The sequence below is a fragment of the Streptococcus oralis genome (genome assembly GCF_019334565.1).
Taxonomy (GTDB): Bacteria; Bacillota; Bacilli; order Lactobacillales; family Streptococcaceae; genus Streptococcus; species Streptococcus oralis_CR.
Genome location: NZ_CP079724.1, coordinates 1811745 through 1836695 on the forward strand (window position 1 = coordinate 1811745; position 24951 = coordinate 1836695).

The following is a 24951-nucleotide window of genomic DNA, read 5'->3' on the forward strand; positions in this document are numbered from 1 at the left end:
CTGATAAATCATCTCAACCTCTCTTTCTTCTTTGCAAACGAATCAATTTTCCCCTTTAAGTTCTTTCTTCGCTTGTTTTATCTGGTATTTCACTTGCTCAAAGCCGGTTCCTCCTAAGGAATTCCGCCTCTGAACAGCGGTTTCTGGGCGCAAGTAGATATAAATATCCTCTTCAATCAAGGGATGGTAGACTTGCAACTCCTCCAAATCCCAATCTTGGATATTTTTACTATGCTTGATAGAGTCTAGAACCAATTTCCCTACTATTTCATGAGCTTCTCTAAAAGGGAGGCCTTTTTCAGCCAAATAATCTGCCAGTTCGGTTGCATTCGAAAAATCATTCTCTGTAGATTGCTGCATTTTGGCCTTATTAACCTGCATGCTCGATAGCATACCTGCCAACACATCCAGAGAATTCAAAATCGTGTCTACTGTATCAAACATGCCTTCCTTGTCCTCTTGCAAATCCTTATTGTAGGCCAGAGGCAAAGACTTCATGACGGTCAATAGCCCAAGCAAGTGCCCGTAAACCCGTCCTGACTTCCCTCGAATCAATTCCGCCATATCAGGATTTTTCTTCTGGGGCATGATAGACGAACCCGTTGAAAAGCTATCAGACAAGCTAATGTACTGATACTCAAAACTGCACCAATTGATGATTTCTTCACAAAAACGACTCATATGCATCATCAAAATGCTGGCATTTGACAGGAATTCCAAGATAAAATCACGGTCACTCACAGCATCCAAGGAATTGGTATAGGGGTGTTGGAAGCCCAGTAAATCACTCGATAATTGACGATTGATTGGAAAAGTTGTCCCCGCTAAGGCAGCCGCACCCAGTGGAGATAGGTCCGTATGTTTCAAGTTAAATGCGAATCGCTCGCTATCCCTTTGAAACATATTGTAATAAGCCATGAGATGGTGGGCAAAACTAATCGGTTGGGCGTGTTGCAAATGAGTATAGCCTGGCATGATGGTTTCCACATGTTTTTCAGCCAAGTCCAGCAAAACACTGTTCAGATTCGCCAACTTATCCAAGACATGGCCAAGCTGCTCCTTTAGATATAAGTGCATATGCGTTGCGACTTGGTCATTCCGAGAACGAGCTGTGTGTAGTTTCCCAGCCAGAGGACCGATTTTCTCTGTCAGCAACACTTCCATATTCATATGAATATCTTCATTTGCAATATCAAAATGAAGCTCTCCTGCCTCTAAATCTCGCAACAAAGCTTTCAGACCATCTTGGATCTGCTCTGCCTCTTCCAAACTCAAAATGCCAGTCTGTCCTAGCATTTGAACATGAGCTAAGGAGCCCATCAAATCAAATTTTGCCAGCTGGTGGTCAAAGGAAATACTCGCACCGAACCGCTCTACCCAATCTTCCACAGTGCCTTCAAATCGACCACCCCATAATTTTGTATTTTTCGACATATCCTGTCGTCCCTTTCTATCGCGTCACTACTCAACATTTTTCTGAACTTCTGAATAAACCTTAGTCGGAAGCCCCCAAAGCTTGATAAATCCGACAGCCGCATCTTGGTCAAAGGTATCCGCACTGGTATAAGTCGCCAAGTTTTCATCGTAAAGAGAATTTGGTGATTTCCGAGCCACTACCTGGGCGTTCCCCTTATAAAGTTTAACTTTTGCAGTTCCATTGACAACTTTCTGTGTCTCCTTGATATAGGCAATCAAAGCCTGAGTTGCTGGGCTAAACCACAAGGCATTATAGATGAGATTGGACAACTCATTTTCGATAATAGGTTTGAAATGAGCCACTTCTCTCACAAGAGCCAAGTCTTCAATCTCCTTATGAGCTGCCAATAAAGTCACAGCACCTGGGCACTCATAAATCTCTCTTGACTTAATACCGACTAGGCGATTTTCCACATGGTCAATACGACCGACACCGTGTTTGCCCGCAATTTCATTGAGTTTTTGAATCAAATCCGCCACTTTCATCTTCTCACCATTGAGGGAGATGGGCACCCCGCAGCTAAACTCAATGTCAATAAATTCTGGACTGTCTGGCGCCTCTTCTGGAGAAGATGTGATTCCAAATGCTTCTTCTGGCGCTTGGTTCCAAGGGTTTTCCAAGACACCACATTCATTTGCACGTCCCCAAAGATTTTGATCGACAGAGTAAGGATTGTCTAGGTCAGCAGGAACTGGAACACCGTTTTCTTTGGCATATTGGATTTCTTCTTCACGAGACCATTTCCACTCACGAACAGGCGCAACTACTTTTAGATTGGGATCCAAAGCTGCAATAGAGACTTCAAACCGAACTTGGTCGTTTCCCTTACCTGTACAACCATGGGCAATTGTGGTTGCCCCCGTCTGATGAGCTATTTCAACGAGTTTTTTTGAAATAAGAGGGCGACTCAGAGCAGATACCAAGGGATACTTCTGTTCATAGTAGGCATGAGCCTGAAGGGCCACTAAAACATAGTCATTAGCAAATTCTTCCTTAACATCAATGACATAAGACTCTACAGCCCCAACCTTGAGAGCTTTATCGTGGATGAACTCCAAATCTTTTCCTTCACCCACATCCATACAAACAGCGATCACATCATAGTCTTTTTTTAACCATGTAATAGCAACTGATGTATCCAATCCACCTGAATAGGCTAAAATGACTTTTTCCTTACTCATTTCTCTTCCTTCTTTCTATTTTTCGATAGAGGCTTTAAAAGCATCATCAATCAATTTGTCCAATTCCCCAGAATCCTTCAACTTCTGGATGGTTTTGTCAACCGCCTCTTTTAATTCTTTACTGTCTTTTTTCATCGCAACAGCGTAGGAATCTTCTTTGTCATTGTCAAAATCAAACTCAGCGATGGCTAGGTCTGGATTATTCTCTACAAATCCTTTTGCCACTGGTTCCTCAAAGATAACCGCATCCAGTTGCCCTGATTTTAAATCTGTTATCAAATTTCCATTTTTAGGAAGTGAAACGAGAGAAGAATTCTGCAAGGTTTCTTTAGCCAGAGTTTCCTGGATAGAACCTTTCTGCGCTCCAACCTTTTTCTGAGCCAAATCCTTCACTGATTGGTAATTCATTAATTCAGATTTTCTTACGATAACCTTATTTTTCGAAGTGTAGTAGGGAATTGAAAAGTCGTAAACTTGACTTCTCTCTTCCGTTTTAGAAACACCTGATATGGCAAGATCGGCCTTACCTGAATCAAGACTAGCCAGTACATTGTCAAAACTCATTGGAGAGAACTCCACTTCTACACCCAGTTCCTTTGCGATGGCTTTGGCTAGCTCAACATCTGAACCTACAATCTGATTTTTCCCATCGACCAATTTCTGATATTCAAATGGAGCAAACTCTGGATTTAGGGCCACCACCAATTTTCCTTTAGCTTTAATGGCTTCAACACCTTGGGATTGAGTGTTACTACAAGCAAATAATAAGGGAAACATAAGCAAACCAAACATCGTCATCAACACCTTCTTCACTTTATTCATAAAAGAGCCTCCTTTTATTTTTATACTTTATTATTGTATAAATAATACTCTTACCGTTCTCGTTTGTCAAGAAAAAACTGTATTTTATTTCATTTAAATCAAGAAAAAGCTTATTATATGATATATTTTACACATAATAAGCTTATTTATACTATTTGAGTTTTAAAACAATTTGAAGAATTTAGTCGAAATTATACAAACAGAGCATTACTGAGAAGATCCTTACACTTTTTGTTATAGAGAAACAAAAAAAGAGCCCTAAAGGACTCTTGTATTCTTAATACCAACCGTTGTTAAGCCAGAAGTTCTTGGCAGCTGTCCATGAACCGTAACGTCCTGCAACGTAGGCATCTGCTACACGCTCTTGGTTTTCAGCTGAGTAGTCACCGTTCAAGTATGAATCTGTCAATTGGTAACGTCCGATGTAACGTCCGTTTGTAGCAGTGTAGCTACCACCTGATTCTTTTTGAGCGATCCATTCTTTGGCTTCTGCTTCAGAACCACTTACAGTAGAAGTTGCTGCAGTGTTGCTTTCTGCTGCTGGAGCTGCAGGTGCAGCTGGCGCTTCATAAGTTGTTGTTTCAGTTACTTCTTCTGCAGTTTCTTCCGCAGCTGCTGGTGCTTCATAAGTTGTTGTTGAAGCTGCAGCGGTTGCAGTTGCTGTCGATGGAGCTGTTCCTTCGATAACCAAAACTTGGTCAACATAGATAAGGTGAATATCTTTGATGTTGTTTTTTGCTGCCAATTTTTCAACAGTTGTGTTGTACTTCTCAGCAATTTCTGAAAGAGTGTCACCTGATTTAACTGTGTAAGTTACAGTTTCTTGTGCAGATGCAAGTGATGGAGCAAAGAAAGCAAGCAAAGCTGCTACTCCTGCGATAGTTGTTTTAATTTTTTTAGTTGTTAATGACATATCTAAAAATTCTCCTTCCATTGGATATATCTATGATACCTTTTAAATGTTACCGTTGTTTAACGGTTTTATGTAGAAATATTACAAAAATGTTTTATATTTACCGTTTTAAGGAGGTTTTTGTCACAAAAGGCCTTATTTTATACTCTCTTTAATCATTTTAAGCTTTTGATAAGGGAAATAAGCGCAGAGGTCCATTCTTTGATATAATAGATACAAGAATCTTTGTAAGGGGAAACAGATGCACTCACTTCGTTTTCAATCTGTCTTTGACATTATCGGACCAGTTATGATTGGCCCATCAAGTAGCCATACTGCTGGAGCTGTTCGCATCGGGAAAATCGTCTCTTCCATCTTTGATGATACGCCGACAGAAGTCGAATTCCAATTATTTAATTCATTTGCCAAAACCTACCGTGGTCATGGAACCGACCTTGCTCTCGTAGCTGGTATATTAGGTATGGATACGGACGATCCCGACATTCCAAATAGCCTTGAGATTGCCCATAAACGTGGCATCAAGATTGTCTGGACCATTCAGAAAGACAGCAACGCTCCTCATCCTAATACCACTAAAATTACTGTGAAGAATGAACACAAATCCATCAGTGTGACAGGAATTTCCATCGGTGGAGGAAATATCCAAGTTACGGAACTTAACGGCTTTGCTGTCTCTCTCAACATGAACACACCAACCATTATCATCGTACATCAGGATGTTCCAGGTATGATTGCCCATGTTACTGAAGCCCTCTCTCGTTTTGATATCAATATCGCTCAGATGAATGTGACTAGGGAAAAAGCTGGAGAAAAAGCCATCATGATTATCGAAGTTGATAGTCGAAGTTGCGAAGAGGCGATTGAAGAAATCCGAAAAATCCCTCATCTCCACAATGTCAATTTCTTTAAGTAGGAGGAAACATGTTTTATTCTATCAAAGAATTGGTCGAGCAGGCGGATCTAGACTTCCAAGGAAATGTCGCAGAACTCATGATTGCGACAGAATATCAACTAACCGGTCGGGAACGTCCAGAAGTTCTCCTCCTCATGGAACGCAATCTAGAAGTCATGAAAGCCTCTGTCGAGCTCGGTCTCAGTGAAAATAAATCCCGTAGTGGCTTAACGGGTGGAGACGCGGCCAAACTAGACCGCCATCTCAAAAGTGGCAAGGCCTTGTCTGACTTTACCATCCTATCAGCAGCCCGTAATGCCATCGCGGTCAATGAACACAATGCGAAGATGGGCTTGGTCTGCGCCACTCCAACCGCAGGAAGTGCTGGCTGTCTGCCAGCCGTTCTCACTGCTGCTATCCAAAAATTAGACCTTAGCCACGAAGAACAGCTGGATTTCCTCTTTGCTGCTGGTGCCTTTGGATTGGTTATCGCAAACAATGCCTCTATCTCAGGTGCTGAAGGTGGCTGTCAGGCCGAAGTTGGCTCTGCCTCTGCCATGAGTGCCGCAGCCTTAACCTTGGCTGCAGGTGGAACCCCCTATCAGGCTAGCCAAGCCATCGCCTTTGTCATTAAAAATATGCTGGGCCTCATCTGCGATCCCGTCGCTGGTTTGGTCGAAGTTCCCTGTGTTAAACGCAATGCCATGGGAGCCAGCTTTGCCTTTATCGCAGCAGACATGGCCTTGGCAGGTATCGAGTCTAAGATCCCTGTTGACGAAGTCATCGATGCCATGTACCAAGTCGGATCGAGTCTTCCAACTGCCTTTCGTGAAACAGCTGAGGGTGGACTCGCCGCTACACCTACTGGTCGCCGCCTACAAAAAGAAATCTTCGGAGAATAAGCTTATCTATATCTATTAGGAGAAACTATGCCCTCTATCTCAGCAATCTTTTTTGATCTAGACGGAACCCTGGTTGACAGTTCCATCGGGATCCACAATGCCTTTACCTATACCTTTGAACAACTAGGAGTTCCGAGTCCTGATGCCAAAACCATTCGTGGTTTCATGGGGCCACCACTTGAAAGTAGTTTTGCAACATGCCTTCCCAAGAAACAAATCCCAGAGGCTGTGCAGATATACCGCTCTTACTACAAGGAAAAAGGAATCCACGAAGCCCAACTCTTCCCCCGAATAACGGAATTGCTTCAAGAGCTTTCGCAAAACTACCCTCTCTACATCACTACAACAAAGAATACTCCTACTGCTCATGATATGACTAAAAATCTGGGAATCCATCATTTCTTTGATGGCATTTATGGTTCTAGTCCTGAAACACCACACAAGGCGGATGTCATCCGTTACGCCTTGCAAACGCATCAACTCCTTGCAGACCAAGTCCTCATCATTGGGGACACCAAGTTTGATATGATCGGAGCTCAAGAAACTGGCATTAAAAAGTTTGCTGTTACTTGGGGATTTGGAGAAGAGGCTGATTTACTCAGCTATCAGCCTGACTGGATTGCCCGTACCATTGACGATATCATTAGCCAGCTCTAACCATACAAAAATACTCCTAACACTAGTGAACTAGGTTGAGGAGTATTTTTTATATGTTGTTACTATCAGAAGGAATCAACTCCATGCTTAAGCAGTAATTTGATCCTGTTCTTCAGTATCTGCATCTTCATCCTTCTTACTTGGCCAAGCAAGCATCACAATAAGAGCAATCGGTCCAACGATAGGAACCAAAGCTATGAAAATAAAGGCCCAGTGGAAACCAGCGTCTCGTAAGCGGCGAAGCGACTCAGCCGTTTTTAAATGAAGTAGAAATATCTTAATATTTTCGTACCATTTCTTCAAACCGAGAGTCTTCCGTATTCTCTTTATCTTTATCTTTTTCACTATTCTCTATCACTTTTTCTCCAAATCGTTGACTTGGCATAGCGAGCATAACGAGCAGTGTTATTGCACCCAAAGGGACAAGTACAATAAAGATATAGGCCCAATGGATACCCACATCTCGTAAGCGACGTACTATCAGTGCTAGTAGAGGAACAAACTCTACTATAAACAAAATAATACACATACTGAAGACCGCAATATTCCTGATGGCTTTATCAGATTCTACTCCAGTAAAAAGTGAGTAGTAGGCGGGCAAGAAAATCACCATATTTAGTAGCCAAACCCACCAAAATTCTGGACGGTTGGAACGACCAGAAAAATTTGCATAGCCTTTGAAAAAACTCCTAATAGCACTCAGCATACAAAAAATCTCCTTTTGATTTTAATACTTATTTCGCAAAGTTATGTTACCAGCTTAAAAAAGAGGTAGTTTTTAGATTGTCTGAAATCACTCTCCTGATAGATCACATAACATCGTCCCTTGAATAGTTGTGCTTATTAAACCTTTGAAATATCCGATGTTCTCTACTCTCTATTTATAAAAACCAGCTTTCTGATTTCCTCAGAAAACTGGCGATAGTTGTTTCATTATGAAGGTAGATGGACACTCTTACTCAGCATGAGTTGTCTCATTTGCAAAGGAAATGATTGCTTCTTTGAGCTCATCTCCGCTGAGTGAACGGAACTCTTCAATCTTTTGATCAATAGCTTCTAGCGGCATGACATTTACCTTACCAACGAAAATCTTGTCCATGACTTGGTTATCAACCAATTCGGTCGAAACCAAGAGTTCTTCATAGAGTTTTTCACCCGGACGAATACCAACCTCAACGATTGGAATTTCACTTTCCGTGTGCCCACTTAGAAGGACCATTTTCTTAGCCAAGTCATAGATTTTAACTGGTTTGCCCATATCGAGGATAAAGACTTCTCCGTCCTTAGCATAAGCGCCAGCATGGATTACTAGACGGCTAGCCTCTGGAATGGTCATGAAGTAACGTGTCATACGGAAGTCTGTTACTGTTACAGGACCGCCTTCAGCAATCTGACGTTCAAAGACAGGAATCACACTACCACGACTACCGAGAACATTCCCAAAACGGACTGCACAGTAGGTTGATTTGCTACGTTGGTTAAAGCCAGTGACAATCAATTCTGCCACGCGCTTAGTCGCACCCATAACATTCGGTGGATTGACCGCCTTGTCAGTCGAAATCATGACCATCTTAGGTACTTTGGCTTCATCAACAGCCTTGGCAACATTGTAGGTACCGAGGATATTGTTCTTGAAGGCTTCTTTTGGATTGCGCTCCATCATCGGAACGTGTTTGTGGGCTGCAGCATGGTAAACGATGGCTGGTTTGTACTGCTCAAACACCTGCAAGAGACGGTCATAGTCTTGAATATCTGCAATAACTGGCACATAATCAATCCCTTGGTATGTACGGATCAATTCATGATAAACGAGATAGATTGAGTTTTCACCATGTCCAAGCAAGACGATACGCTCGGGATTGAAGCGACTAACCTGACGACAAATCTCCGAACCAATCGAACCACCGGCTCCTGTCACCAAGATGGTCTTGCCTGTAATCTCAGTACCCAGACGCGATTCGTCGAGACGAATTTCCTGACGGCCCAAAAGGTCTGTGATATCAATTTTCTGGAAGCCGCTGCCTGATTGATGGAGTCCTTGAACGACTGTCTCAACCTTAGGCATCTTGTAACATTTGACGCCTAGCTTATTACACATCTGCAAGATGCGTTCGTACTCTGATGGGTCAAGCGAAGGGATTGCTACGATAACACGCTCGATTTGGTGACGTTTAGCTAATTCAGGCAGATTATCATAAGAGCCCAAAACTGGGATTCCACCTAGTTTTTGTCCCTTTTTCTTTTCATCGTTATCCAAAATCCCCACTAGCTCAAGGTCGCTAGTTGGGTGTTGGTAGCTGTTCATAAAGAGGGCACCACCATCACCAGCACCAATCAAGAAGGTCCGACGGTGTTCTCCATCTCCACTACCTTTTTTACGTTTAGAATAAATCAACTGCCAAGTGATACGAGGAAGCAAGATGAGGAAGGTACTCAACAAAATGAAGAGTACGATGAAACGGATAGAAAACAATGGAAGGAAGGCATAGCAGATTCCATAAGAAAGAACACTGCTGAGCATCACTCCGAAAAAGATTTTCATGAAATCCGTAATCTTGCTATAACGACTGATACTAGCATTTAGCCCCCAAAACGCAATCATGATTTGATAGAGGAGGAAGGCTAAAAGAGTGTAGATCACGTAATCCACAGGCGCAGGATTTATAAGGCCATAAAACAAGATATAAGATACGATGATGGAAACCACCATACTCAAAATATCGAATATCCCCCAAAACACTTGTTTTTGCTGTTTATTTAAAATTTCAACCAGATCAATCACATAATCTGTTAGTTTTTTATTCATAGGAATTTACTCCCCCTTAAAAGAGTCAGATGATACTGTTGTTATGATAACCTGAATCATTCAGTCTATCGGGGCTTACTTTCTCTTTCTTAAAAGTTTGACGAAGATAAACTGACGTACAAAGCCTGGACAAAGTGCAACAATTGCCTGAATGGCTACACTTTTAGCATATTCCATGTAAGAAATTTGCCCTCGCTCAAGCATGCGCTGGCGAGCTTGACGATAGAGTTTAAGGTAACGCAAGCCACCTCGACGCTCAAACATCCCTGCACCGACACGAACCTTACACAAGATTTGATCTAGGTTCCCAGTCTTGGCACCTGCAGCAATCATATTGAGCCAAAGGAGGTCATCCTCCATGTAAAGGCCATCTTCATAGTTGCCCGCCTTGAGGACCATGTCCTTTTTAAACATGACTGTCATATGGTTAAAGGCGCTTCTCATTCTCTGATAAGCCACAATGTCTGCATGCTGAGTTGGAACACGACGATAAGACACAATCTCATCTGGATTGTCAATGAACTCTGCGATATGCCCACCTAAGAGGTCGAGATCTTCTTTCTCCATTAGCTGAAGCTGTTTCTCAAAACGATCCGGAACGGCTAAATCATCCGTATCCATGCGGGCAATAATATCATACTGGCACTGTAAAACACCGTATCGAAGAGCCAAGCCTAAACCTTGGTTTTGTTCTAAGGGGCACCGTTTAACTGGAATGTCTGACTGAGCTTCCACTTCATCTAGCACCTGATAGAGTTCGGGTGTGAGCGGGCCGTCCTCAACAAGAACAAGTTCGCTCGGTTTCAAGGTCTGGTTTTGAACACTTTTGATAGCATCTCTTAAAAACGTCGGATTTTCCTTTACATAGACCGACATCAAGACGCTGATTTTTTGCTTTTCAGGCACAGTTTTTCTCCAATGTATAGATTTCCTTCCACTATTTTATCACAAAATTTCCTAGTTTCCTATTTTTATATCAAATCAAGGAAAATTCTAGTAAAGAAATCTGTCACTTTTCACTATATTTTCACTTCCATTGATTGAACTGTCTTGGCTGTCATTACTTGACATTATAAGGAAAAAACCTTAAAATAAGCTGTTATTAAAATCATCCTATCGAGGTTTTTATGAAAAAACAATCACTCTTTTTTGTTCTAGGAATTGTCTTAATCGGGACTGTTTTACGATCTCCCTTTACTGCTCTTCCAACTATTTTAGGAGATATCGCTCAGGGACTAGGAGTGGAGGTTAGCTCTCTTGGGATTTTAACCAGTCTCCCTCTCTTGATGTTTGCTCTTTTCTCTGCTTTTGCAAGCCGCTTGGCACAAAAAATCGGGTTGGAACATCTCTTTACTTACTGTCTCCTCCTCTTAACTGTTGGCTCTGTCATTCGGATTCTCAATCTTCCCCTTCTTTATCTAGGAACCCTAATTGTGGGAGCAAGCATTGCGATCTTCAATGTACTCCTCCCAAGTATGATTCAGGCAAATCAGCCTCAAAAGATTAGCTTCCTAACAACTCTCTATGTCACTGCCATGGGAATTTCGACAGCCATCGCTTCTTATCTTTCGGTCCCTATCACCCAAGCTAGTTCTTGGAAGGGACTTATCCTCGTTCTCAGCTTTCTCTGTCTGGTCACTCTGCTAGTCTGGTTGCCAAATCATCGCCACAACCACCACCTAGAAAGCCAAAAAGAAAAGCAAGTCAAAGAGAATATTCTAAAAAGTAAAGATGTCTGGGCTATCATTATCTTTGGCGGGCTTCAGTCCTTGCTCTTTTATACAAGTATGACCTGGTTGCCAACTATGGCTGTTAGTGCTGGTATTTCTAATAGTGATGCGGCTCTTCTGGCTTCTATCTTCTCACTAATCAGCATTCCTTTTTCGATGACTGTTCCAAGTCTGACCACTCGTCTGTCAGATGGTCATCGTCGAATCATGCTGGCAACTATCTCTATCGCTGGTATGATGGGAATTGCCATGCTCTTGTATCCAGCCAATAATTTCCTCTACTGGTTAGTCGTCCATCTCTTGATTGGAACGGCCTGCAGTGCCCTCTTCCCCTACCTCATGGTTTGCTTTTCTCTTAAAACCAGTTCTCCTGAAAAGACAGCTCAGCTATCAGGACTAGCGCAAACAGGGGGATACATCTTGGCTGCTTTTGGACCTGCCTTGTTTGGTTATAGTTTTGAACTTTTCCAATCTTGGGTTCCAGCGGTTCTTGCCCTTCTAGTCATCGATATCATCATGACTATCTCACTCTTTATGGTGGATCGGGCTGAAAAAATCCTCTAAACTTCTAGTTTTTACTAGGAGTTTTTTATATGTAAAATTTTTACACATATTTCTTGACAGGGCTTTCAACTTGAGATACAATATATTTGAAAAGAGTATATATAAAATTTTTATATAATATAAAGGAGGTTTCCCATGTACTTCCCAACATCCTCTGCCTTGATCGAATTTCTCATCTTGGCTGTACTGGAGCAGGGGGATTCTTATGGTTATGAGATTAGCCAAACCATTAAACTCATCGCCAATATCAAAGAATCTACGCTCTATCCCATTCTCAAAAAATTGGAAGCCAGTGGCTTTCTGACCACCTACTCTAGAGAGTTTCAGGGGCGTATGCGCAAATACTACTCCTTGACCAATCGGGGCGTAGAGCAGCTCGTTACTCTAAAGGAAGAGTGGACGCTCTATACCGACACCGTCAACGGCATCATAGAAGGGAGTATCCGCCATGACAAGAACTGACTATCTGACTCAGTTAGAAACCTATCTCCATAAACTACCTGAAGCTGACCGCATCGAAGCCATGGACTACTTTAAGGAACTATTTGACGATGCAGGTCCAGAGGGCGAAGAAGAACTCATTGCTAGTCTAGGAACACCAAAAGAAGCGGCCCATGATGTTCTCTCTAACCTCCTCGACAAAAAAGTCAATGAAGCCCCTGCTCAAAAGAATGACCGTCAACTGCTACACATTGCCCTCTTGGCCTTACTAGCAGCCCCTATCGGCATTCCTGTTGGAATTGCAATTATCTTAACCATTATCGGGCTTTTTATCGCAGCCGCCTCCGTCATTCTAGCATTCTTTACCGTCTCTGTGACAGGTATCCTGCTGGGCGGACTCTTTATCGTAGAGAGCTTTAGTGTTCTAGTCGAAGCCAAATCTGCCTTTATCTTGATTTTCGGGGCCGGTTTGCTTGCTATTGGTGCTTCTTCTCTTGTTCTACTAGGTATCTCCTATGTAGCCCGTTTCTTTGGCCTCCTAATCGTCCGCTTGGTGCAATGGATTCTTAAAAAAGGAAAGAGAGGTGACAGACATGCGTAAATTGACGAAAGGATTTCTCATTTTTGGTGTGGTTTCTACAATCCTTGGTTTTATCATGATTATTGTAGGCGCCCAGTCCAATGGTATTCAAAGTTTGCTTGCCATGTCAAAAGATCCCGTCTATGACAATCGTATCGAAGAAGTAACCTTTGGAAGCGAAGTGGAAAAACTTGATTTGACCCTTGAGGAACATAGCCTAACCATCACAGAGTCTGTAGATGACAAGATCCATATCACCTATCATCCTTCCGTGTCTGGTCGTCACGATCTGACTACTGGCATGAGTGACAAAACACTGAGCGTCACTGACAAACAAGCCTCCCAACATCGTTTTCTCGGTTCAGGAATCGAAAGCCTACTTCGTATTGCCAGCAGTTATTCTCACCGTTTTGACGAAGTCATTCTCTCCCTCCCTAAAGGAAGAACTCTGAAAGCAATCACCGTTTCAGCTAATCGTCGACAGACCACTATCATTAATGCTACCCTTGAAAATGCGACCCTCAATACAAACGGATATCTCCTCCGAATTGAAGGAAGTCGTATTAAAAATAGCAAATTCACAACACCCAATATCATCAATATCTTTAAAACAGAACTGACAGATAGTCAGGTCAAGACGGAGGGGGGACACATCTATGCTGAAAATATTCAGGTTCACGGTAAGGTTGAGCTAGACTCTCATAACCACTTAAGACTCTTTCTTTCTAAGACAGAATTCGATCGTATCAATCTAGATATGTCTTCTAAGCATGGCGGTATTTATCATAATGCACAAAGAGAACACCCTCGACAAAGAGAGAATGAACTTGCCAACCCATACAAGACAGACAAAGCAGATGTCAAGGACCTGCTCATTATAAAAGCCAATCAGGATATCTACCTATCTAAGGAAGAAGAAGAATACTCTGCTCCACCTAGAAATCATTGACAAAAACGCTTTCATCTGCTAGTCTAAAGATAGAAAACGACCATAAAAAAGGAGGTTCCACCATGACACAAGAATGGTTTGAAAGCGCCGATCTTGAGAAGAAATCAGCTCAGACGAAATCGGAAATCCAGCCCGACCAACCAGAGACTTCGGAAACTGTGGAAACTGAACCACAAGCAAGCGAAGAAACACCTGTCTCACCTAAAAAGTTGGAAATGCATGAGGAGGAAACTCCCGAAACGATAGAAGAAGCCCAAACCGAGGAAGAGGAAGAAGTAAAAGCTGAAGAGGAGCACAAGCAAGAAAACCCTGCAAAAGAGAAAAGTATCCTCAGCAAGGCTTTAGAAAGCCCCTATATCCCAGATATTGACCCCCGCAAAACTGCCCGATTCAAAGAAGAAATCGCACTATTTTGGACTTGGCTGCTGGACGCTATCCAAGAACCAACTGCCAGCAAGAATACGGACCAAAAGCATCGTTACAGTGTCTTTGCCCTACTCACCTTGCTGTCTTCTATTAATCTTTTCTTTAGTATCTATCATATCAAGCACCTCTACTATGGCTATATGGCCTCTATTGCCAATAGTTTACCTAACCAGCTCCCACCTTTAAATCTCTTTGCTGGACTCTCCATCTTGGTCGCTAGCGCTCTATTTTACTTTTCCATCATTCTGGGAGGCTTTACTGTCCGACGTGTGCTGGATCAGGAGAGTGACTTCACATTCCAAGAAGCCTTTGATCGGTATAGCAGACTCTTTGCTATCCCACTTGTCCTAACGGCTCTAGCAAGTTTCTTTGCACTCTTTGGCGGCTTACGATTTGCTGGTATCCTCACCCTTCTAAGCATGGCCATCTTTGCCCTTGGTAATCTCTTTGTGATTAGCAAGCCAAGTAAGACCAGTAGCCTCGACCCATTTTATCGATTCCTGCTAGCTGTCTTACTTGATGGTGCTATTCTCTTACCCTTCTTCATTGCAGAGCTCACGCTGACAGTTGACTACCTTCGCATCCTGACATTCTTTTAACCAAAATCCCTGCCATTTATTAATGACAGGGATTTTTATGCTTACTCTTTTTTGAACAATGTCTACTTGATGGTTGCCAATCCTTCAAAATCTTGTCCTAGGATGGCTTGTACTTCTAATTGATTGGCATCTAGTTGCTGATAAAATGCTTCTGGTAGCGACTCTAGGAATCTTGCATAGTCCAAGCGAGCGATGGATTCATAGTCTTCTGCTTTGGACCCATCACCAGAAATCTTCACTAAATCAATCTCCCAAACAAGCTCCTTACCTGCCAGCTGCTCCGTATAAGGCACAGGTACAATGGGTTCTTTTGGCAAAATCGTCTTGACTCCTTGGGCTAGGTGATAGATACCGTGCACCTTGCCTTGAGCATCTGGGTAAAATTTCACACTGGCAAGGTAGGCATCAGAGCCTTGAACCTTCTTGACCAACTCTTCAAAATGTGCCAATCCATCCTCAGCCAAAAAGCTCTCGAGGTATTCCTTGTTGAGATAGATAGGTGACAAGAGCCCTTGGCAATATACTAAACGAACTGCCTTATCCGCTAAATATTGCTTGACCGTTTGTCGGAAATAAGCTTCAAAGTCAAAGTCTTCTAGCCCTTCTACCGCTTCCCCCAACTTGCCAGATAGGGCCTGGAGGAGAGTCTCTACAATCTCCCAGTCTGCTCTAGTAAGAAAATCTGGAATCACCACTTGATAACCTTTTCGACTATCCGCATAGTTCACCTTGAAGAGAAATTGCGACTGGCCTACAATCCCACACTCGATATACTCGAGACGATTGAGGGGCTGACGGAGATAGACCGCATCATAACTGTGTGACTCCAAGCCCTCCACCAAGGCCAAGATGGACTTGGCAGTCAAGACCTCCTGTTGTCCTAGAATACTTTCTTTATTTGGGATAAAAAATGTTTTCGCCATAACTGGCCTCCTTTGAAATCGTTTACATATAGTATAATCTATTTTCCTGAAAGATACAGAAACAAACTTTAGTTTTTTAGATATAAAGCATAGAAAAACAGCCCCTAAGGACTGTTTGATGTTATACAGTAGCGACTTGATCCAAGCTTTCACCGATAGCTGCTAGGCGCTCGATTACTTCTGCTTGTGTCAATTCATTTTCTGAAACATAGCGGTTGCGTGGGTGAACACGACACTCGTGTGAGCATCCACGAAGGTACTTGTCTTCATTTTCTTCTGATGTTAGGATACGACGGTTACAGAAGGGATTTCCACAGTTAACATAGCGTTCACATGGTGTTCCATCAAACCAGTCTTTCCCTACAATGGTAGGGTTGACATGGTTAACATCAACTGCGATACGCTCGTCAAAGACGTACATTTTCCCATCCCAAAGTTCACCTTGGACTTCTGGGTCTTTACCGTAAGTTGCGATTCCTCCGTGCAATTGGCCGACATCTTTATAGCCTTCACGGACCATCCAGCCTGAGAATTTCTCACAGCGAACTCCACCTGTACAGTAAACCACAACACGCTTGTCCATGAATTTTTCCTTGTTGTCACGGACCCATTGTGGCAACTCACGGAAGTTGCGGATGTCTGGACGGATAGCCCCACGGAAATGTCCTAGATCGTACTCATAATCGTTACGTGTGTCAAGAACCACTGTATCTTCGTCAAGAAGGGCTTCTTTGAACTCTTTTGGAGACAAGTAAGCACCTGTTGTTTCAAGTGGGTTGATGTCGTTGTCAAAGTCATTGTCTTCCAAACCAAGGTGGACAATTTCTTTCTTGTAGCGAACAAACATCTTCTTGAAGGCTTGTTCATTTTCTTCGTCAATCTTGAACCAGAGGTTTTCCATACCTGGGAGACTGTGAACGTAGTCCATGTATTTTTGAGTTGTTTCATAGTCACCTGAAACTGTTCCGTTGATTCCCTCGTCAGCGACTAGGATACGACCTTTGAGGCCGATTGATTTACAGAAAGCCAAGTGATCTGCCGCAAATTGCTCTGCATTTTCAATTGGAGTATAGAGGTAGTAAAGTAAGACACGAATATCTTTTGCCATAAGATTTGTTCTCTTTTCTATTCTTAAATTTTCAGAATTTTTCATTCAACTATACTAGTATACCCACTTGAGAAAACGAATGCAATTTATTTGACCGGAAATTATATAGAGAGACCTACCACTGCACTTCATCAGTAACCATAGCGAATCGCAGATAATTCTCTCAATTTTTTGATTTGCTTAGCTTGACTTTCTGACAAACCCAGCTTGTTATCAATCAACACACGTGAGATGTCAACGTTCATTTGGCTCAGAATAAATGGAGTAGAGGTTCCATCGTCCTTTAATCGTTTTTGATAAATCACTAACTGATTTTTCAGGGGAGCAAGTTGAGGCGCAACCTTTATATCTTCCAATAGATGATCAATGATGGTCATCGCTTCACAACGTCTTTCACTTCCTCCAGCAAACCATTTTAATGGTGTCATACTCATTTCCCTCCTGAAATTCGCTTATAAATTGAAAAACTATAATTCCTAACTCTCCAGCCAGTATTTTACCCAAACACCCTATGTAAAAAAGCCAGCAAAAATGGCAAGGTCGCTACAATATTATTGATTACATGCACCGCATAGGAAGGATAAATGCTCTTGGTATAACGGGTCAAACCAGCAAAAATGATTCCAGATGTTGCAAAGACGAAGATATCTAACAGACTAGGCAGGCTTGAAAAATGAGGGAGAGCAAATAAAATAGAAGGAAGAAGCAAATCAAGAGCAAATCTCGAATCTTTAAAAAAGGCGTGTTGCAGTAATCCTCTATAGATTAACTCTTCCATCAGTGGAATCAGAAAGAACAGGGCTATATAGATACCTAGCTCTGCAAAGTTAGTCCCACTATAACCAATCAATACAGCCCAACCTTCAGCAGTTGACTGGACATGTTTAGCTGTCTGAACGTTAAAAGAGATCTGGAGCACTACCACTAATACTATCAAAATCGAATACCAAAGCCATTTTTCTCTTGGAATGCGAAAGAGATAACCATGGCCTGTCTTAACCAGAATCCAAATCATGACTCCGATAAATAGCAAACTCAAGATATTTTGAATCCAGAAGAAATTGCCTATCTGGGAAGAAAATTGCCAATAGTTTTGGACAATAAGCGTCAGCTGAGAAAGACCAAATACGAAAAATAGGTAAGAGCAGACAGCGCTCATTTTGAAAAGAAGACGATATTTTTTCATAATAAATCCCCTATAGATGTATGTGTATCACATCGCATAAACCCTCAGAACCACTCTTTTCATGTTTACATCCTAAAAATCACTACCTCCCCTAGAGAACTAAGGAAGGCAGTGATCACATTTTTAGGAATTAGGAATGAATACACGAAATCAATCGAGCTTATGATTTTTTGTTTTTCAAGAATTCGTCGTATTGTTTTTGCATTTCGTTCAATACTTTTTCGTAGGCACCTTCAGATTTCAATTTTTCCATCAATTCTGGAATAGCTTTATCTGGATCTACAGTACCAGTGTTGATAGCTGTATCGAATTGTTGCATTGTGTTAGAAATTGCTGAGATTTCAGATTTCACATTGTCAGTGTTAAAGATGAATCCAAGTGCTGGAGATTCTTTAGCTTCTGCCAATTGTTTCTTAGAATCTTCGATTTGTTGGTCTGTAACGTTTTCGTTGATGTAAAGAATCCAGTTGTTACCAGTGTTCCATCCACCCATGTGAGTATTTCCTTTGTAGCCATCAAGGACGCGTACACGGTTTTCTTTACCTTCAATTTTTTCCCAGTTCTTGCCTTCTGGACCGTAAACAAGACCGTTCAAGAGTTCTGGGTTCGTGTTCAAGAGGTTCAACACTTCCATTGATTTTTCTTTGTTCTTAGAGTTGTTTGAGATAACAAAGTTGGCAACTTGTGTTGTTTGGTTTTTCTTAATAAAGTTAGTGATTGGTTTGATTTGGATATCTTTGTTCGCAACACGTGAAAGCAAGCTGTTACCGTAGTCAGCTGGTCCTACTGTTTCTTCACGAACGAACCAAGTATCTTGTTGAAGGTCAAATGAAGTGTCGCTTGTTGCTACGTCTTTTGGAATGTATCCTTCTTCATAGAATTTGTGAAGAGTCTTCAAGTGTTCTTTGAAACGAGGTACTTCGTAACGGTTTACGATCTTAGTAGTGTCTCCTTCAAGGTCAATAACAAATGGAAGTCCATTTGGTACTGGGTAGTCAAAGTTATCAGATGGGATAAAGTTCTTCGTAACCGCAAATGGTACTACGTCTGGAGCTTTTTCTTTGATTTGTTTCAAGACTGGTTCAAGAGTTTCGTATGAAGTGACACCTGAAATATCGATACCGTATTTAGCAAGAAGTGTTCCGTTGAAGGCAAAGTTTTGAGATGATGCAACGTTAGCTGCAACTGGTACTGCATAGATCTTACCGTTTACAGTGTTCCCTTTGATGTAAGCTGGATCAAGTGCTTTGTAAAGCTCTGCTCCTTCTTTTTTATACAATTCTGTCAAGTCAGCATAAGCACCTTTTTGAGCATTTACGACATAGTTAGATGCAAATGCGATATCATAGTTTTCACCAGATGATGTGATAACAGACATTTTCTTATCATAGTCACCCCATCCAAGGTATTGGATATCCAATTTAGCACCGACTTTTTCTTCGATGATTTTGTTTGCATTTTCTAGCAATTCATCCAAGTTGTCTGGTTTGTCACCGATTTGGTACATTTTGATTACAGGTTTTTCACCTGAAGTAGTATCTGCAGCTTTTTTGTTGTTACCTGTAAGGTTTCCACAAGCAGCAAGACCAGCAGCCAAAGCGACTACGCTAGCAGATGCAAAAGCATATTTTTTCCAGTTTTTCATGATAAAAACTCCTTTTTTTATTTTTAAACTTATAAACGATTTAATGATTTTTAACTTCAATCGCTATGATGAAGTTAGGAAGGGAGAAACGATGTTTCTCAGCAAGTGCTATTCTTTCACACCACCGATCGTCAACCCTTTAACAAAATAACGTTGGAAGAATGGATACAGAATCGCGATTGGAAGGGTTGCAACCACAACCATGGCCATACGACCTGTTTCTTTTGGAAGAGCGACTCCCAGTTGACCAGATAGGCCGACTGCTTTTGCAATGTAGTCCATATTTTGCTGGATTTGCATAAGCAAATATTGCAATGGATACAAGTTATCACTCTTGATATAAAGAAGGGCGTTGAACCAGTCGTTCCAGAAACCAAGAGCTGTCAAAAGCGTGATGGTTGCGATACCTGGAAGTGACAATGGCAAACAAATCTGGAAGAAGATCCGAGCTTCACTGGCACCATCGATACGAGCAGATTCGAGAATGGCTTCTGGAATAGTCTTCTTGAAGAAGGAACGCATCAAGATGATGTTGAATGGTGAGAGAAGCATTGGAACAATCAAGGCCCAAACGGTATCACCAAGTTGAAGCAGGCGAGTGACCACGATATAGCCTGGTACCAAACCAGCATTGAACAACATACTAAGAAGAGCGAAAATCGTAAAGAATCTGCGGTACTTAAAGGTTGTACGTGAGATGGCGTAGGCATAAGTAGTTGTGATGAAGACGTTGGTCACTGTTCCGACTACAGTTACAAAAACTGAGATAAAGAGCGCTTGGAGAATCTTATCTTTAAACTGAGCTAGGAACTGGAATCCATCTACACCAAACTTCGAAGGGAAAAAGCTATATCCATACTGGAGGATGCTCTTTTCGTCTGTCACCGAAATGATAATAACGAAGATAAAGGGCAAGATACAAGAAAGAGCGATCAAACCAGAGATGATACTAAAGAAGATATCTGCTTTCTTACTGAAGGAGTGAATGCCGACATTATCGATTTTTTCTTTTTTAATTTTCTTTTCTGCCATATTCTCCTCCTTTCTAGAACAAAGCTGAGTTTGGATCAACTCGTCTTGCAAGCAAGTTTGATAGGATAACCAGAATCAAACCGACAACGGATTGGTAAAGACCGGCTGCTGAAGCCATACCGATATCTGCTGTCTGAGTCAAACCATTAAAGACATATACATCCAAAACGTTGGTTACATTGTAAAGCTGACCAGCATTATGTGGGATTTGATAGAAGAGACCAAAGTCTGCACGGAAGATATTTCCGACTGCAAGGATGGTCAAAACTGTTACAAGTGGAGTCAACTGAGGAATGGTTACGTTGCGAATACGTTGCCACTTGCTCGCCCCGTCCACTGTTGCTGCCTCGTAGTAGGTTGGATCAATTCCCATGATCGTCGCATAGTACATGACACTGCTATATCCAAAGCCTTTCCAAATACCTAGGAAAAGGAGAAGGTATGGCCAAATGCCTAAGTCAGCGTAGAAGTTGACTTCCTTCATGCCAATGGATGTTAGGAAATGGTTGAAGACCCCTTTGTCAATGTTTAGGAAGGCATCTGTAAAGAAACTGATGATAACCCATGACAGGAAGTAAGGGAACAACATAGACGTTTGGAAAATCTTAACCATTCTCTTAGAGCGAAGCTCGCTGAGGATAATGGCAATCCCTACTGATACAATCAAACCGATAAAGATAAAGCCGAGATTGTAGAGAACGGTATTTCGAGTGATGATAAAGGCATCTTTTGAACTAAACAAGAATCTGAAATTATCTAACCCGACCCATTTACTATTCACAATACTATCTATGAAACCATTACTGGTCATATGGTAGTCTTTAAAGGCGACCACATTCCCAAATACTGGAATGTAAAAGAATAGAATCAACCAGAGTGCCCCTGGTAAAACCATCAAGAGAAAGATCCAGTTATCTCTCAAGGTCTTTGAAAACTTTTTCATAATTTCCTCCCTTTTTATTCCTAAAAACTGATTTCATCGAATTTTTAGGTTTGATAACGATTACATTATTAGTATACTCCTAATTGATGGTTAGGTTAAACTACTAATTATAGAAAAAACTCCACAAATTATTTTTTGTGGAGAAGTTTTTTATAAGAAATAGGTTTCACGAGAAACACTCTGAACAAGGGACACGGTTCTTGTTTTTATACTCAATGAAAATCAAAGAGCAAACTAGGAAGCTAGCCACAGGCTGCTCAAAGCACTGCTTTGAGGTTGCAGATAAAACTGACGAAGTCAGTAACATCTATACGGCAAGGCGAAGCTGACGTGGTTTGAAGAGATTTTCGAAGAGTATTAAGTCGTATAAATCGTCGATGCGGTCGCAATAGTGTGCCATTGGTTGGCTGTTGTGGCTGCAAAGTCCTTGTCTGCGTAGAAGTCAGTAAATGGTAGGATTTCAACTTCTAGCTCGTCGATGCGGTCAATCTGATCAGACAGATAAGTCTCTATACGGCTTTCTGCTCGTTTGATACGCTGCAAGAGTCCGCCCATACGGATATCGACTGTATCCAAGCCAAAGACCTTATTTTCTTTCAGCCATTGGTGGCTAAAGAGTTTGTGGAAGGTTTCAATCTCGCTTCTGAGTTTTGGTAATTCTTGTCTAGTAATTTCTTCCAGACTTTCTTTATCGTTTACTTGGTAGGCCTGACGGATACGTCGTCCCACATCCACTTTACTGCTTAAAATCTGGTTCAATTGAGCCTGAGTTTCAAAGAGATAAGAGTAGGCACCAGCTTTTTCTTTGATAGCAGCAAGCGTTTCAGCGGCCTGAGCGAAGTGCGGTTTGTCCTGTTCAGGTGTCATGTGTCTGTCAAGAATCGGGCAAAGAACATCCTGATAAAAGACATAGCGGTTGGGATTGATACCACTGAGATTGCCTGGTAGATCTGGCAAGAGGTTGGCTAGGTCAATCTGCATGAAATCCTCAACTGATAGACCTGTATTGGTCTTGAAGTGTGCAGACAAACGGTCTAGGTCATTGCGGTAGCTGAGTTCTGCCCAGATTTGCAGACTTGGTAGAATAGAGAATTGGGCAGTTTCCCCACCATTGTCCCCCCAACCCGTCACGATGACTTCTTTGATCTGATTAGCACGACAGGCTTTATTGGCCTCCATAGCAATAAGACGGCTGAAATGGTTGTTGGGTGTGAAACCGATCCACTTCCAAGCACCACCTGCAAAGGCAATATCTTGGCTAATCTTGTGATGGTTGCGGAAATTGCGATTGTATTTTTCCTCGCTATCCTGATAATAATCCCAGTAAACCAAGGTTACACGGTCTTTGAGACGATCTAGGTAGACACGAGTTTCCTCTGGAATCTCCACATCGCGGTCGTACTGACCATCTGCTGACATGAGTTTAAAGAACATATCACTCCACATCTGACAATGGAAACCATACTTGTCTGCAATATCCAGCACGCGCTCCAAGTGTTGACACATGAGAAGACTACGGTCCACAACGCCGTTCAAGATGAGGTAGCGTCCCAAGCCAACCAAGTGGGCCTCGTCCATCCCGATATTGACCTTGCGAGTCTGCAGTTTAGATAGAGTGGCAAACATGCCATCAATCAAATCATAAACCTTTTCTTCGCCAATAAGGAGAATGTCCTCCACATCACGGAGTTCCTGCACTTCTTTGACACCCCATTTGACGAAGGCCGATAAGTGGGCTAATGTCTGGATACAGGGCACAAAGGTCATGTCAAACTGCTGGACATAGGCTTCGATTTCCTGCAACTCCTCTGCTGAGTAGGCGCCACGGAAGTAACCAAAGTAAGGTTGTCCATCAATCTGATAGGTGTCTTCCATGTAGAGCTCGAAGGTCGAGTAGCCCATGAGAGCCAAGACCTCAATCATCTGCTTGGCAGATGCGACATTGATCACGGCATTGCGAGAACAGTCTGCCATATAGGCCAACTCTTCATAAGCCGCCTGCTCCTCAATCGCTACTTTATCACCTTCTACTAGAGCTGTTGCCAACAAGGACAAGGCGCGGTAGAGTTGATGAGGTTTGCGATAGGTTAGTTGATAGTGTCCACCTTGACCTATAATCGAGATAGACGTTTGGTCAGACTGAGCGACTGCAACTTCCACATCTGGTAAAGAGATACGCTTTGTCAGCAAGTCGATTGCCTGAGTTTGTTTGGGACTAAGTCCTGTAAATCTTACCATTGGTTTTCCTCCTGTAACCAGTTGACAAGGGCACCGTAGAGATTGGCATCTGCATGATAGGTGCAGGCTTGGATGACAGGTGCGACCGTGTATTCTTCGTAGGTTTCGACAAAAGCATCGACAGCTTTTTTGACGCCTTGGATAAAATCTGGATTTTGACTAATAGATCCTCCCAGACTAATGACATCTGGATCGATCAGATACTGGATATTGAGCAAGCCTTGAGCCAGATTACGGTTCATGCGCTCAATGGCTTCTTGGCAAAGGGCATTGCCTGCTGCAGCTTCTTGGTAAATCTTGCGACCGTCCCAGTCAGTCTGACCAGATTTTTCAATTACGTAGCGAACCATGTTTCCTGTAGAGGCTAGTAGCGACCAGTTGTTGAGTTTTTCAGCTGGTTCAATGGTTGTCATATAGCCAAACTCACCACCTAAGCCGTGGCGACCACGGTGAAGCTTGCCATGGATAATCATAGCTCCGCCAATTCCTGTCCCAATTACGACACAGGCTGCGTTTTCAATCTCTGGATGAGCCAGCAGTTCACTAAGTCCAACACAGTTGGCATCATTTTCTAGATGGACAGGGAGTTGATGATGAGCAAGGGCCTCATACCAAGAAAAGCCATGGATGTAAGGGACGGCACTGATTCCCTCAATCACACCTGTTTCTTGATTGACCGCGCCTGGAACACTCATAGCAATGCCCTTATAATCTTGCTCTGACAGCCGTTGGTCTAGCCAAGCCAGTAAATCCTCCAAATTTTCTGGCGTCGGCGTACTTGTCTTATCTAGTATGTTTCCATCAGGAGTCAGACTGGCAAACTTAATCCCAGTCCCTCCGATATCAATCGTTGCAATGGTCATATTTTCACCAAAAAAGGGGCGAATCAGTAGTTAATCCTTACCCTTTCGCCCCTCCTTTCTATCTCATAGTATTA

At 42.3% G+C, this 24951-nt stretch carries 25 protein-coding genes; 8 read left to right on the forward strand and 17 right to left on the reverse strand.

Annotation, left to right across the window (positions count from 1 at the left end):
- Positions 1-42: 42 nt before the first annotated feature.
- The 4 genes from argH to apf form a co-directional block, all read right to left on the reverse strand.
- Entirely contained in the window at positions 43-1434 is a 1392-nt protein-coding gene (gene argH, locus KX728_RS08795) for an argininosuccinate lyase (protein ID WP_219108637.1), read from the reverse strand.
- A gap of 27 nt (positions 1435-1461) precedes the next feature.
- Positions 1462-2658, reverse strand: a complete 1197-nt coding sequence (locus tag KX728_RS08800) for an argininosuccinate synthase (protein WP_215804255.1) — start codon at positions 2656-2658, stop codon at positions 1462-1464.
- A 15-nt stretch (positions 2659-2673) separates the two neighbouring features.
- Positions 2674-3480: an ABC transporter substrate-binding protein gene (locus KX728_RS08805; protein ID WP_215804254.1), complete on the reverse strand. Its 807-nt coding sequence runs from the start codon at positions 3478-3480 to the stop codon at positions 2674-2676.
- A 277-nt stretch (positions 3481-3757) separates the two neighbouring features.
- Positions 3758-4393 carry an aggregation-promoting factor gene (gene apf, locus KX728_RS08810; protein ID WP_215804253.1) on the reverse strand — a complete coding sequence of 212 codons (636 nt, stop codon included), beginning with the start codon at positions 4391-4393 and terminating at the stop codon, positions 3758-3760.
- Positions 4394-4634: 241 nt separating this feature from the next.
- Here apf and sdaAB point away from each other — a divergent pair, with 241 nt between their 5' ends.
- Genes sdaAB through KX728_RS08825 form a run of 3 tightly spaced genes read left to right on the forward strand, consistent with a single transcriptional unit; the run spans position 4635 to position 6844 of the window.
- Entirely contained in the window at positions 4635-5306 is a 672-nt protein-coding gene (gene sdaAB / locus KX728_RS08815; protein ID WP_000555868.1) for an L-serine ammonia-lyase, iron-sulfur-dependent subunit beta, read from the forward strand.
- An 8-nt stretch (positions 5307-5314) separates the two neighbouring features.
- On the forward strand, positions 5315-6187 hold the full coding sequence (sdaAA, locus tag KX728_RS08820) for an L-serine ammonia-lyase, iron-sulfur-dependent, subunit alpha (RefSeq protein ID WP_000500031.1): 873 nt from the start codon (positions 5315-5317) through the stop codon (positions 6185-6187).
- A 27-nt stretch (positions 6188-6214) separates the two neighbouring features.
- Complete coding sequence (locus KX728_RS08825) at positions 6215-6844, forward strand: HAD-IA family hydrolase (protein WP_215804252.1); 630 nt, start codon at positions 6215-6217, stop codon at positions 6842-6844.
- Between the two features lie 87 nt (positions 6845-6931).
- Here the strand turns inward: KX728_RS08825 and KX728_RS08830 are convergent, their stop codons facing one another.
- The 4 genes from KX728_RS08830 to KX728_RS08845 form a co-directional block, all read right to left on the reverse strand.
- Entirely contained in the window at positions 6932-7147 is a 216-nt protein-coding gene (locus KX728_RS08830) for a DUF805 domain-containing protein (protein WP_215804251.1), read from the reverse strand.
- Complete coding sequence (locus tag KX728_RS08835) at positions 7122-7550, reverse strand: DUF805 domain-containing protein (protein ID WP_215804250.1); 429 nt, start codon at positions 7548-7550, stop codon at positions 7122-7124. The genes KX728_RS08830 and KX728_RS08835 overlap by 26 nt, the downstream gene beginning before the upstream one ends.
- Positions 7551-7799: 249 nt before the next feature.
- Positions 7800-9650, reverse strand: a complete 1851-nt coding sequence (locus tag KX728_RS08840; RefSeq protein WP_198464284.1) for a nucleoside-diphosphate sugar epimerase/dehydratase — start codon at positions 9648-9650, stop codon at positions 7800-7802.
- A gap of 75 nt (positions 9651-9725) precedes the next feature.
- Complete coding sequence (locus KX728_RS08845) at positions 9726-10556, reverse strand: glycosyltransferase (protein WP_001114305.1); 831 nt, start codon at positions 10554-10556, stop codon at positions 9726-9728.
- Between the two features lie 221 nt (positions 10557-10777).
- Here KX728_RS08845 and KX728_RS08850 point away from each other — a divergent pair, with 221 nt between their 5' ends.
- From KX728_RS08850 to KX728_RS08870, 5 genes are all read left to right on the forward strand, one after another.
- Complete coding sequence (locus KX728_RS08850; RefSeq protein WP_215804249.1) at positions 10778-11944, forward strand: CynX/NimT family MFS transporter; 1167 nt, start codon at positions 10778-10780, stop codon at positions 11942-11944.
- 135 nt (positions 11945-12079) lie between these two features.
- Positions 12080-12406: a PadR family transcriptional regulator gene (locus KX728_RS08855; RefSeq protein ID WP_000273860.1), complete on the forward strand. Its 327-nt coding sequence runs from the start codon at positions 12080-12082 to the stop codon at positions 12404-12406.
- Positions 12393-12986, forward strand: a complete 594-nt coding sequence (locus KX728_RS08860) for a DUF1700 domain-containing protein (protein ID WP_049504588.1) — start codon at positions 12393-12395, stop codon at positions 12984-12986. Before KX728_RS08855 ends, KX728_RS08860 begins: the two co-directional genes overlap by 14 nt.
- Positions 12979-13914, forward strand: coding sequence for a DUF4097 family beta strand repeat-containing protein (locus tag KX728_RS08865; protein WP_215804248.1), 936 nt, complete (start codon positions 12979-12981; stop codon positions 13912-13914). The genes KX728_RS08860 and KX728_RS08865 overlap by 8 nt, the downstream gene beginning before the upstream one ends.
- A 62-nt stretch (positions 13915-13976) precedes the next feature.
- Positions 13977-14939 (forward strand): DUF6574 domain-containing protein, encoded by a 963-nt coding sequence (locus KX728_RS08870; RefSeq protein ID WP_215804247.1) that lies wholly within the window; start codon positions 13977-13979, stop codon positions 14937-14939.
- 62 nt (positions 14940-15001) lie between these two features.
- On the opposite strand, the gene KX728_RS08875 is transcribed toward KX728_RS08870, so the two are convergent.
- The 9 genes from KX728_RS08875 to KX728_RS08915 form a co-directional block, all read right to left on the reverse strand.
- On the reverse strand, positions 15002-15862 hold the full coding sequence (locus tag KX728_RS08875; RefSeq protein ID WP_215804246.1) for a DUF4299 family protein: 861 nt from the start codon (positions 15860-15862) through the stop codon (positions 15002-15004).
- A gap of 121 nt (positions 15863-15983) precedes the next feature.
- On the reverse strand, positions 15984-16970 hold the full coding sequence (gene trhO / locus KX728_RS08880) for an oxygen-dependent tRNA uridine(34) hydroxylase TrhO (RefSeq protein WP_215804245.1): 987 nt from the start codon (positions 16968-16970) through the stop codon (positions 15984-15986).
- Positions 16971-17101: 131 nt separating this feature from the next.
- Positions 17102-17398: a bacteriocin immunity protein gene (locus KX728_RS08885; protein ID WP_000188106.1), complete on the reverse strand. Its 297-nt coding sequence runs from the start codon at positions 17396-17398 to the stop codon at positions 17102-17104.
- 68 nt (positions 17399-17466) lie between these two features.
- Positions 17467-18156 (reverse strand): CPBP family intramembrane glutamic endopeptidase, encoded by a 690-nt coding sequence (locus KX728_RS08890; RefSeq protein WP_219108641.1) that lies wholly within the window; start codon positions 18154-18156, stop codon positions 17467-17469.
- Between the two features lie 160 nt (positions 18157-18316).
- Positions 18317-19801, reverse strand: coding sequence for an ABC transporter substrate-binding protein (locus KX728_RS08895; protein ID WP_049501074.1), 1485 nt, complete (start codon positions 19799-19801; stop codon positions 18317-18319).
- 108 nt (positions 19802-19909) lie between these two features.
- Positions 19910-20833, reverse strand: a complete 924-nt coding sequence (locus KX728_RS08900; RefSeq protein ID WP_000818344.1) for a carbohydrate ABC transporter permease — start codon at positions 20831-20833, stop codon at positions 19910-19912.
- Positions 20834-20846: 13 nt separating this feature from the next.
- A complete protein-coding gene (locus tag KX728_RS08905; RefSeq protein ID WP_000714584.1) occupies positions 20847-21776 on the reverse strand; it encodes an ABC transporter permease in 930 nt (309 codons plus the stop codon).
- Positions 21777-22133: 357 nt separating this feature from the next.
- A complete protein-coding gene (locus tag KX728_RS08910) occupies positions 22134-24014 on the reverse strand; it encodes a beta-N-acetylhexosaminidase (protein ID WP_215804243.1) in 1881 nt (626 codons plus the stop codon).
- Positions 24008-24877: an ROK family protein gene (locus KX728_RS08915; RefSeq protein WP_206283831.1), complete on the reverse strand. Its 870-nt coding sequence runs from the start codon at positions 24875-24877 to the stop codon at positions 24008-24010. Before KX728_RS08915 ends, KX728_RS08910 begins: the two co-directional genes overlap by 7 nt.
- Positions 24878-24951 lie beyond the last annotated feature (74 nt).

Bases quoted from the DNA above. Each gene is read 5' to 3' on its own strand.
- KX728_RS08805 (WP_215804254.1), bottom strand. From the start codon at position 3,480: ATGAATAAAGTGAAGAAGGTGTTGATGACGATGTTTGGTTTGCTTATG.
- apf (WP_215804253.1), bottom strand. From the start codon at position 4,393: ATGTCATTAACAACTAAAAAAATTAAAACAACTATCGCAGGAGTAGCA.
- KX728_RS08915 (WP_206283831.1), bottom strand. From the start codon at position 24,877: ATGACCATTGCAACGATTGATATCGGAGGGACTGGGATTAAGTTTGCC.
- KX728_RS08800 (WP_215804255.1), bottom strand. From the start codon at position 2,658: ATGAGTAAGGAAAAAGTCATTTTAGCCTATTCAGGTGGATTGGATACA.
- KX728_RS08825 (WP_215804252.1), top strand. From the start codon at position 6,215: ATGCCCTCTATCTCAGCAATCTTTTTTGATCTAGACGGAACCCTGGTT.
- KX728_RS08860 (WP_049504588.1), top strand. From the start codon at position 12,393: ATGACAAGAACTGACTATCTGACTCAGTTAGAAACCTATCTCCATAAA.
- KX728_RS08870 (WP_215804247.1), top strand. From the start codon at position 13,977: ATGACACAAGAATGGTTTGAAAGCGCCGATCTTGAGAAGAAATCAGCT.
- KX728_RS08850 (WP_215804249.1), top strand. From the start codon at position 10,778: ATGAAAAAACAATCACTCTTTTTTGTTCTAGGAATTGTCTTAATCGGG.
- argH (WP_219108637.1), bottom strand. From the start codon at position 1,434: ATGTCGAAAAATACAAAATTATGGGGTGGTCGATTTGAAGGCACTGTG.
- KX728_RS08855 (WP_000273860.1), top strand. From the start codon at position 12,080: ATGTACTTCCCAACATCCTCTGCCTTGATCGAATTTCTCATCTTGGCT.
- KX728_RS08905 (WP_000714584.1), bottom strand. From the start codon at position 21,776: ATGAAAAAGTTTTCAAAGACCTTGAGAGATAACTGGATCTTTCTCTTG.
- trhO (WP_215804245.1), bottom strand. From the start codon at position 16,970: ATGGCAAAAGATATTCGTGTCTTACTTTACTACCTCTATACTCCAATT.
- KX728_RS08890 (WP_219108641.1), bottom strand. From the start codon at position 18,156: ATGAAAAAATATCGTCTTCTTTTCAAAATGAGCGCTGTCTGCTCTTAC.
- KX728_RS08865 (WP_215804248.1), top strand. From the start codon at position 12,979: ATGCGTAAATTGACGAAAGGATTTCTCATTTTTGGTGTGGTTTCTACA.
- KX728_RS08885 (WP_000188106.1), bottom strand. From the start codon at position 17,398: ATGACACCATTAAAATGGTTTGCTGGAGGAAGTGAAAGACGTTGTGAA.
- KX728_RS08900 (WP_000818344.1), bottom strand. From the start codon at position 20,833: ATGGCAGAAAAGAAAATTAAAAAAGAAAAAATCGATAATGTCGGCATT.
- sdaAB (WP_000555868.1), top strand. From the start codon at position 4,635: ATGCACTCACTTCGTTTTCAATCTGTCTTTGACATTATCGGACCAGTT.
- KX728_RS08875 (WP_215804246.1), bottom strand. From the start codon at position 15,862: ATGGCGAAAACATTTTTTATCCCAAATAAAGAAAGTATTCTAGGACAA.
- KX728_RS08835 (WP_215804250.1), bottom strand. From the start codon at position 7,550: ATGCTGAGTGCTATTAGGAGTTTTTTCAAAGGCTATGCAAATTTTTCT.
- KX728_RS08840 (WP_198464284.1), bottom strand. From the start codon at position 9,650: ATGAATAAAAAACTAACAGATTATGTGATTGATCTGGTTGAAATTTTA.
- sdaAA (WP_000500031.1), top strand. From the start codon at position 5,315: ATGTTTTATTCTATCAAAGAATTGGTCGAGCAGGCGGATCTAGACTTC.
- KX728_RS08910 (WP_215804243.1), bottom strand. From the start codon at position 24,014: ATGGTAAGATTTACAGGACTTAGTCCCAAACAAACTCAGGCAATCGAC.
- KX728_RS08895 (WP_049501074.1), bottom strand. From the start codon at position 19,801: ATGAAAAACTGGAAAAAATATGCTTTTGCATCTGCTAGCGTAGTCGCT.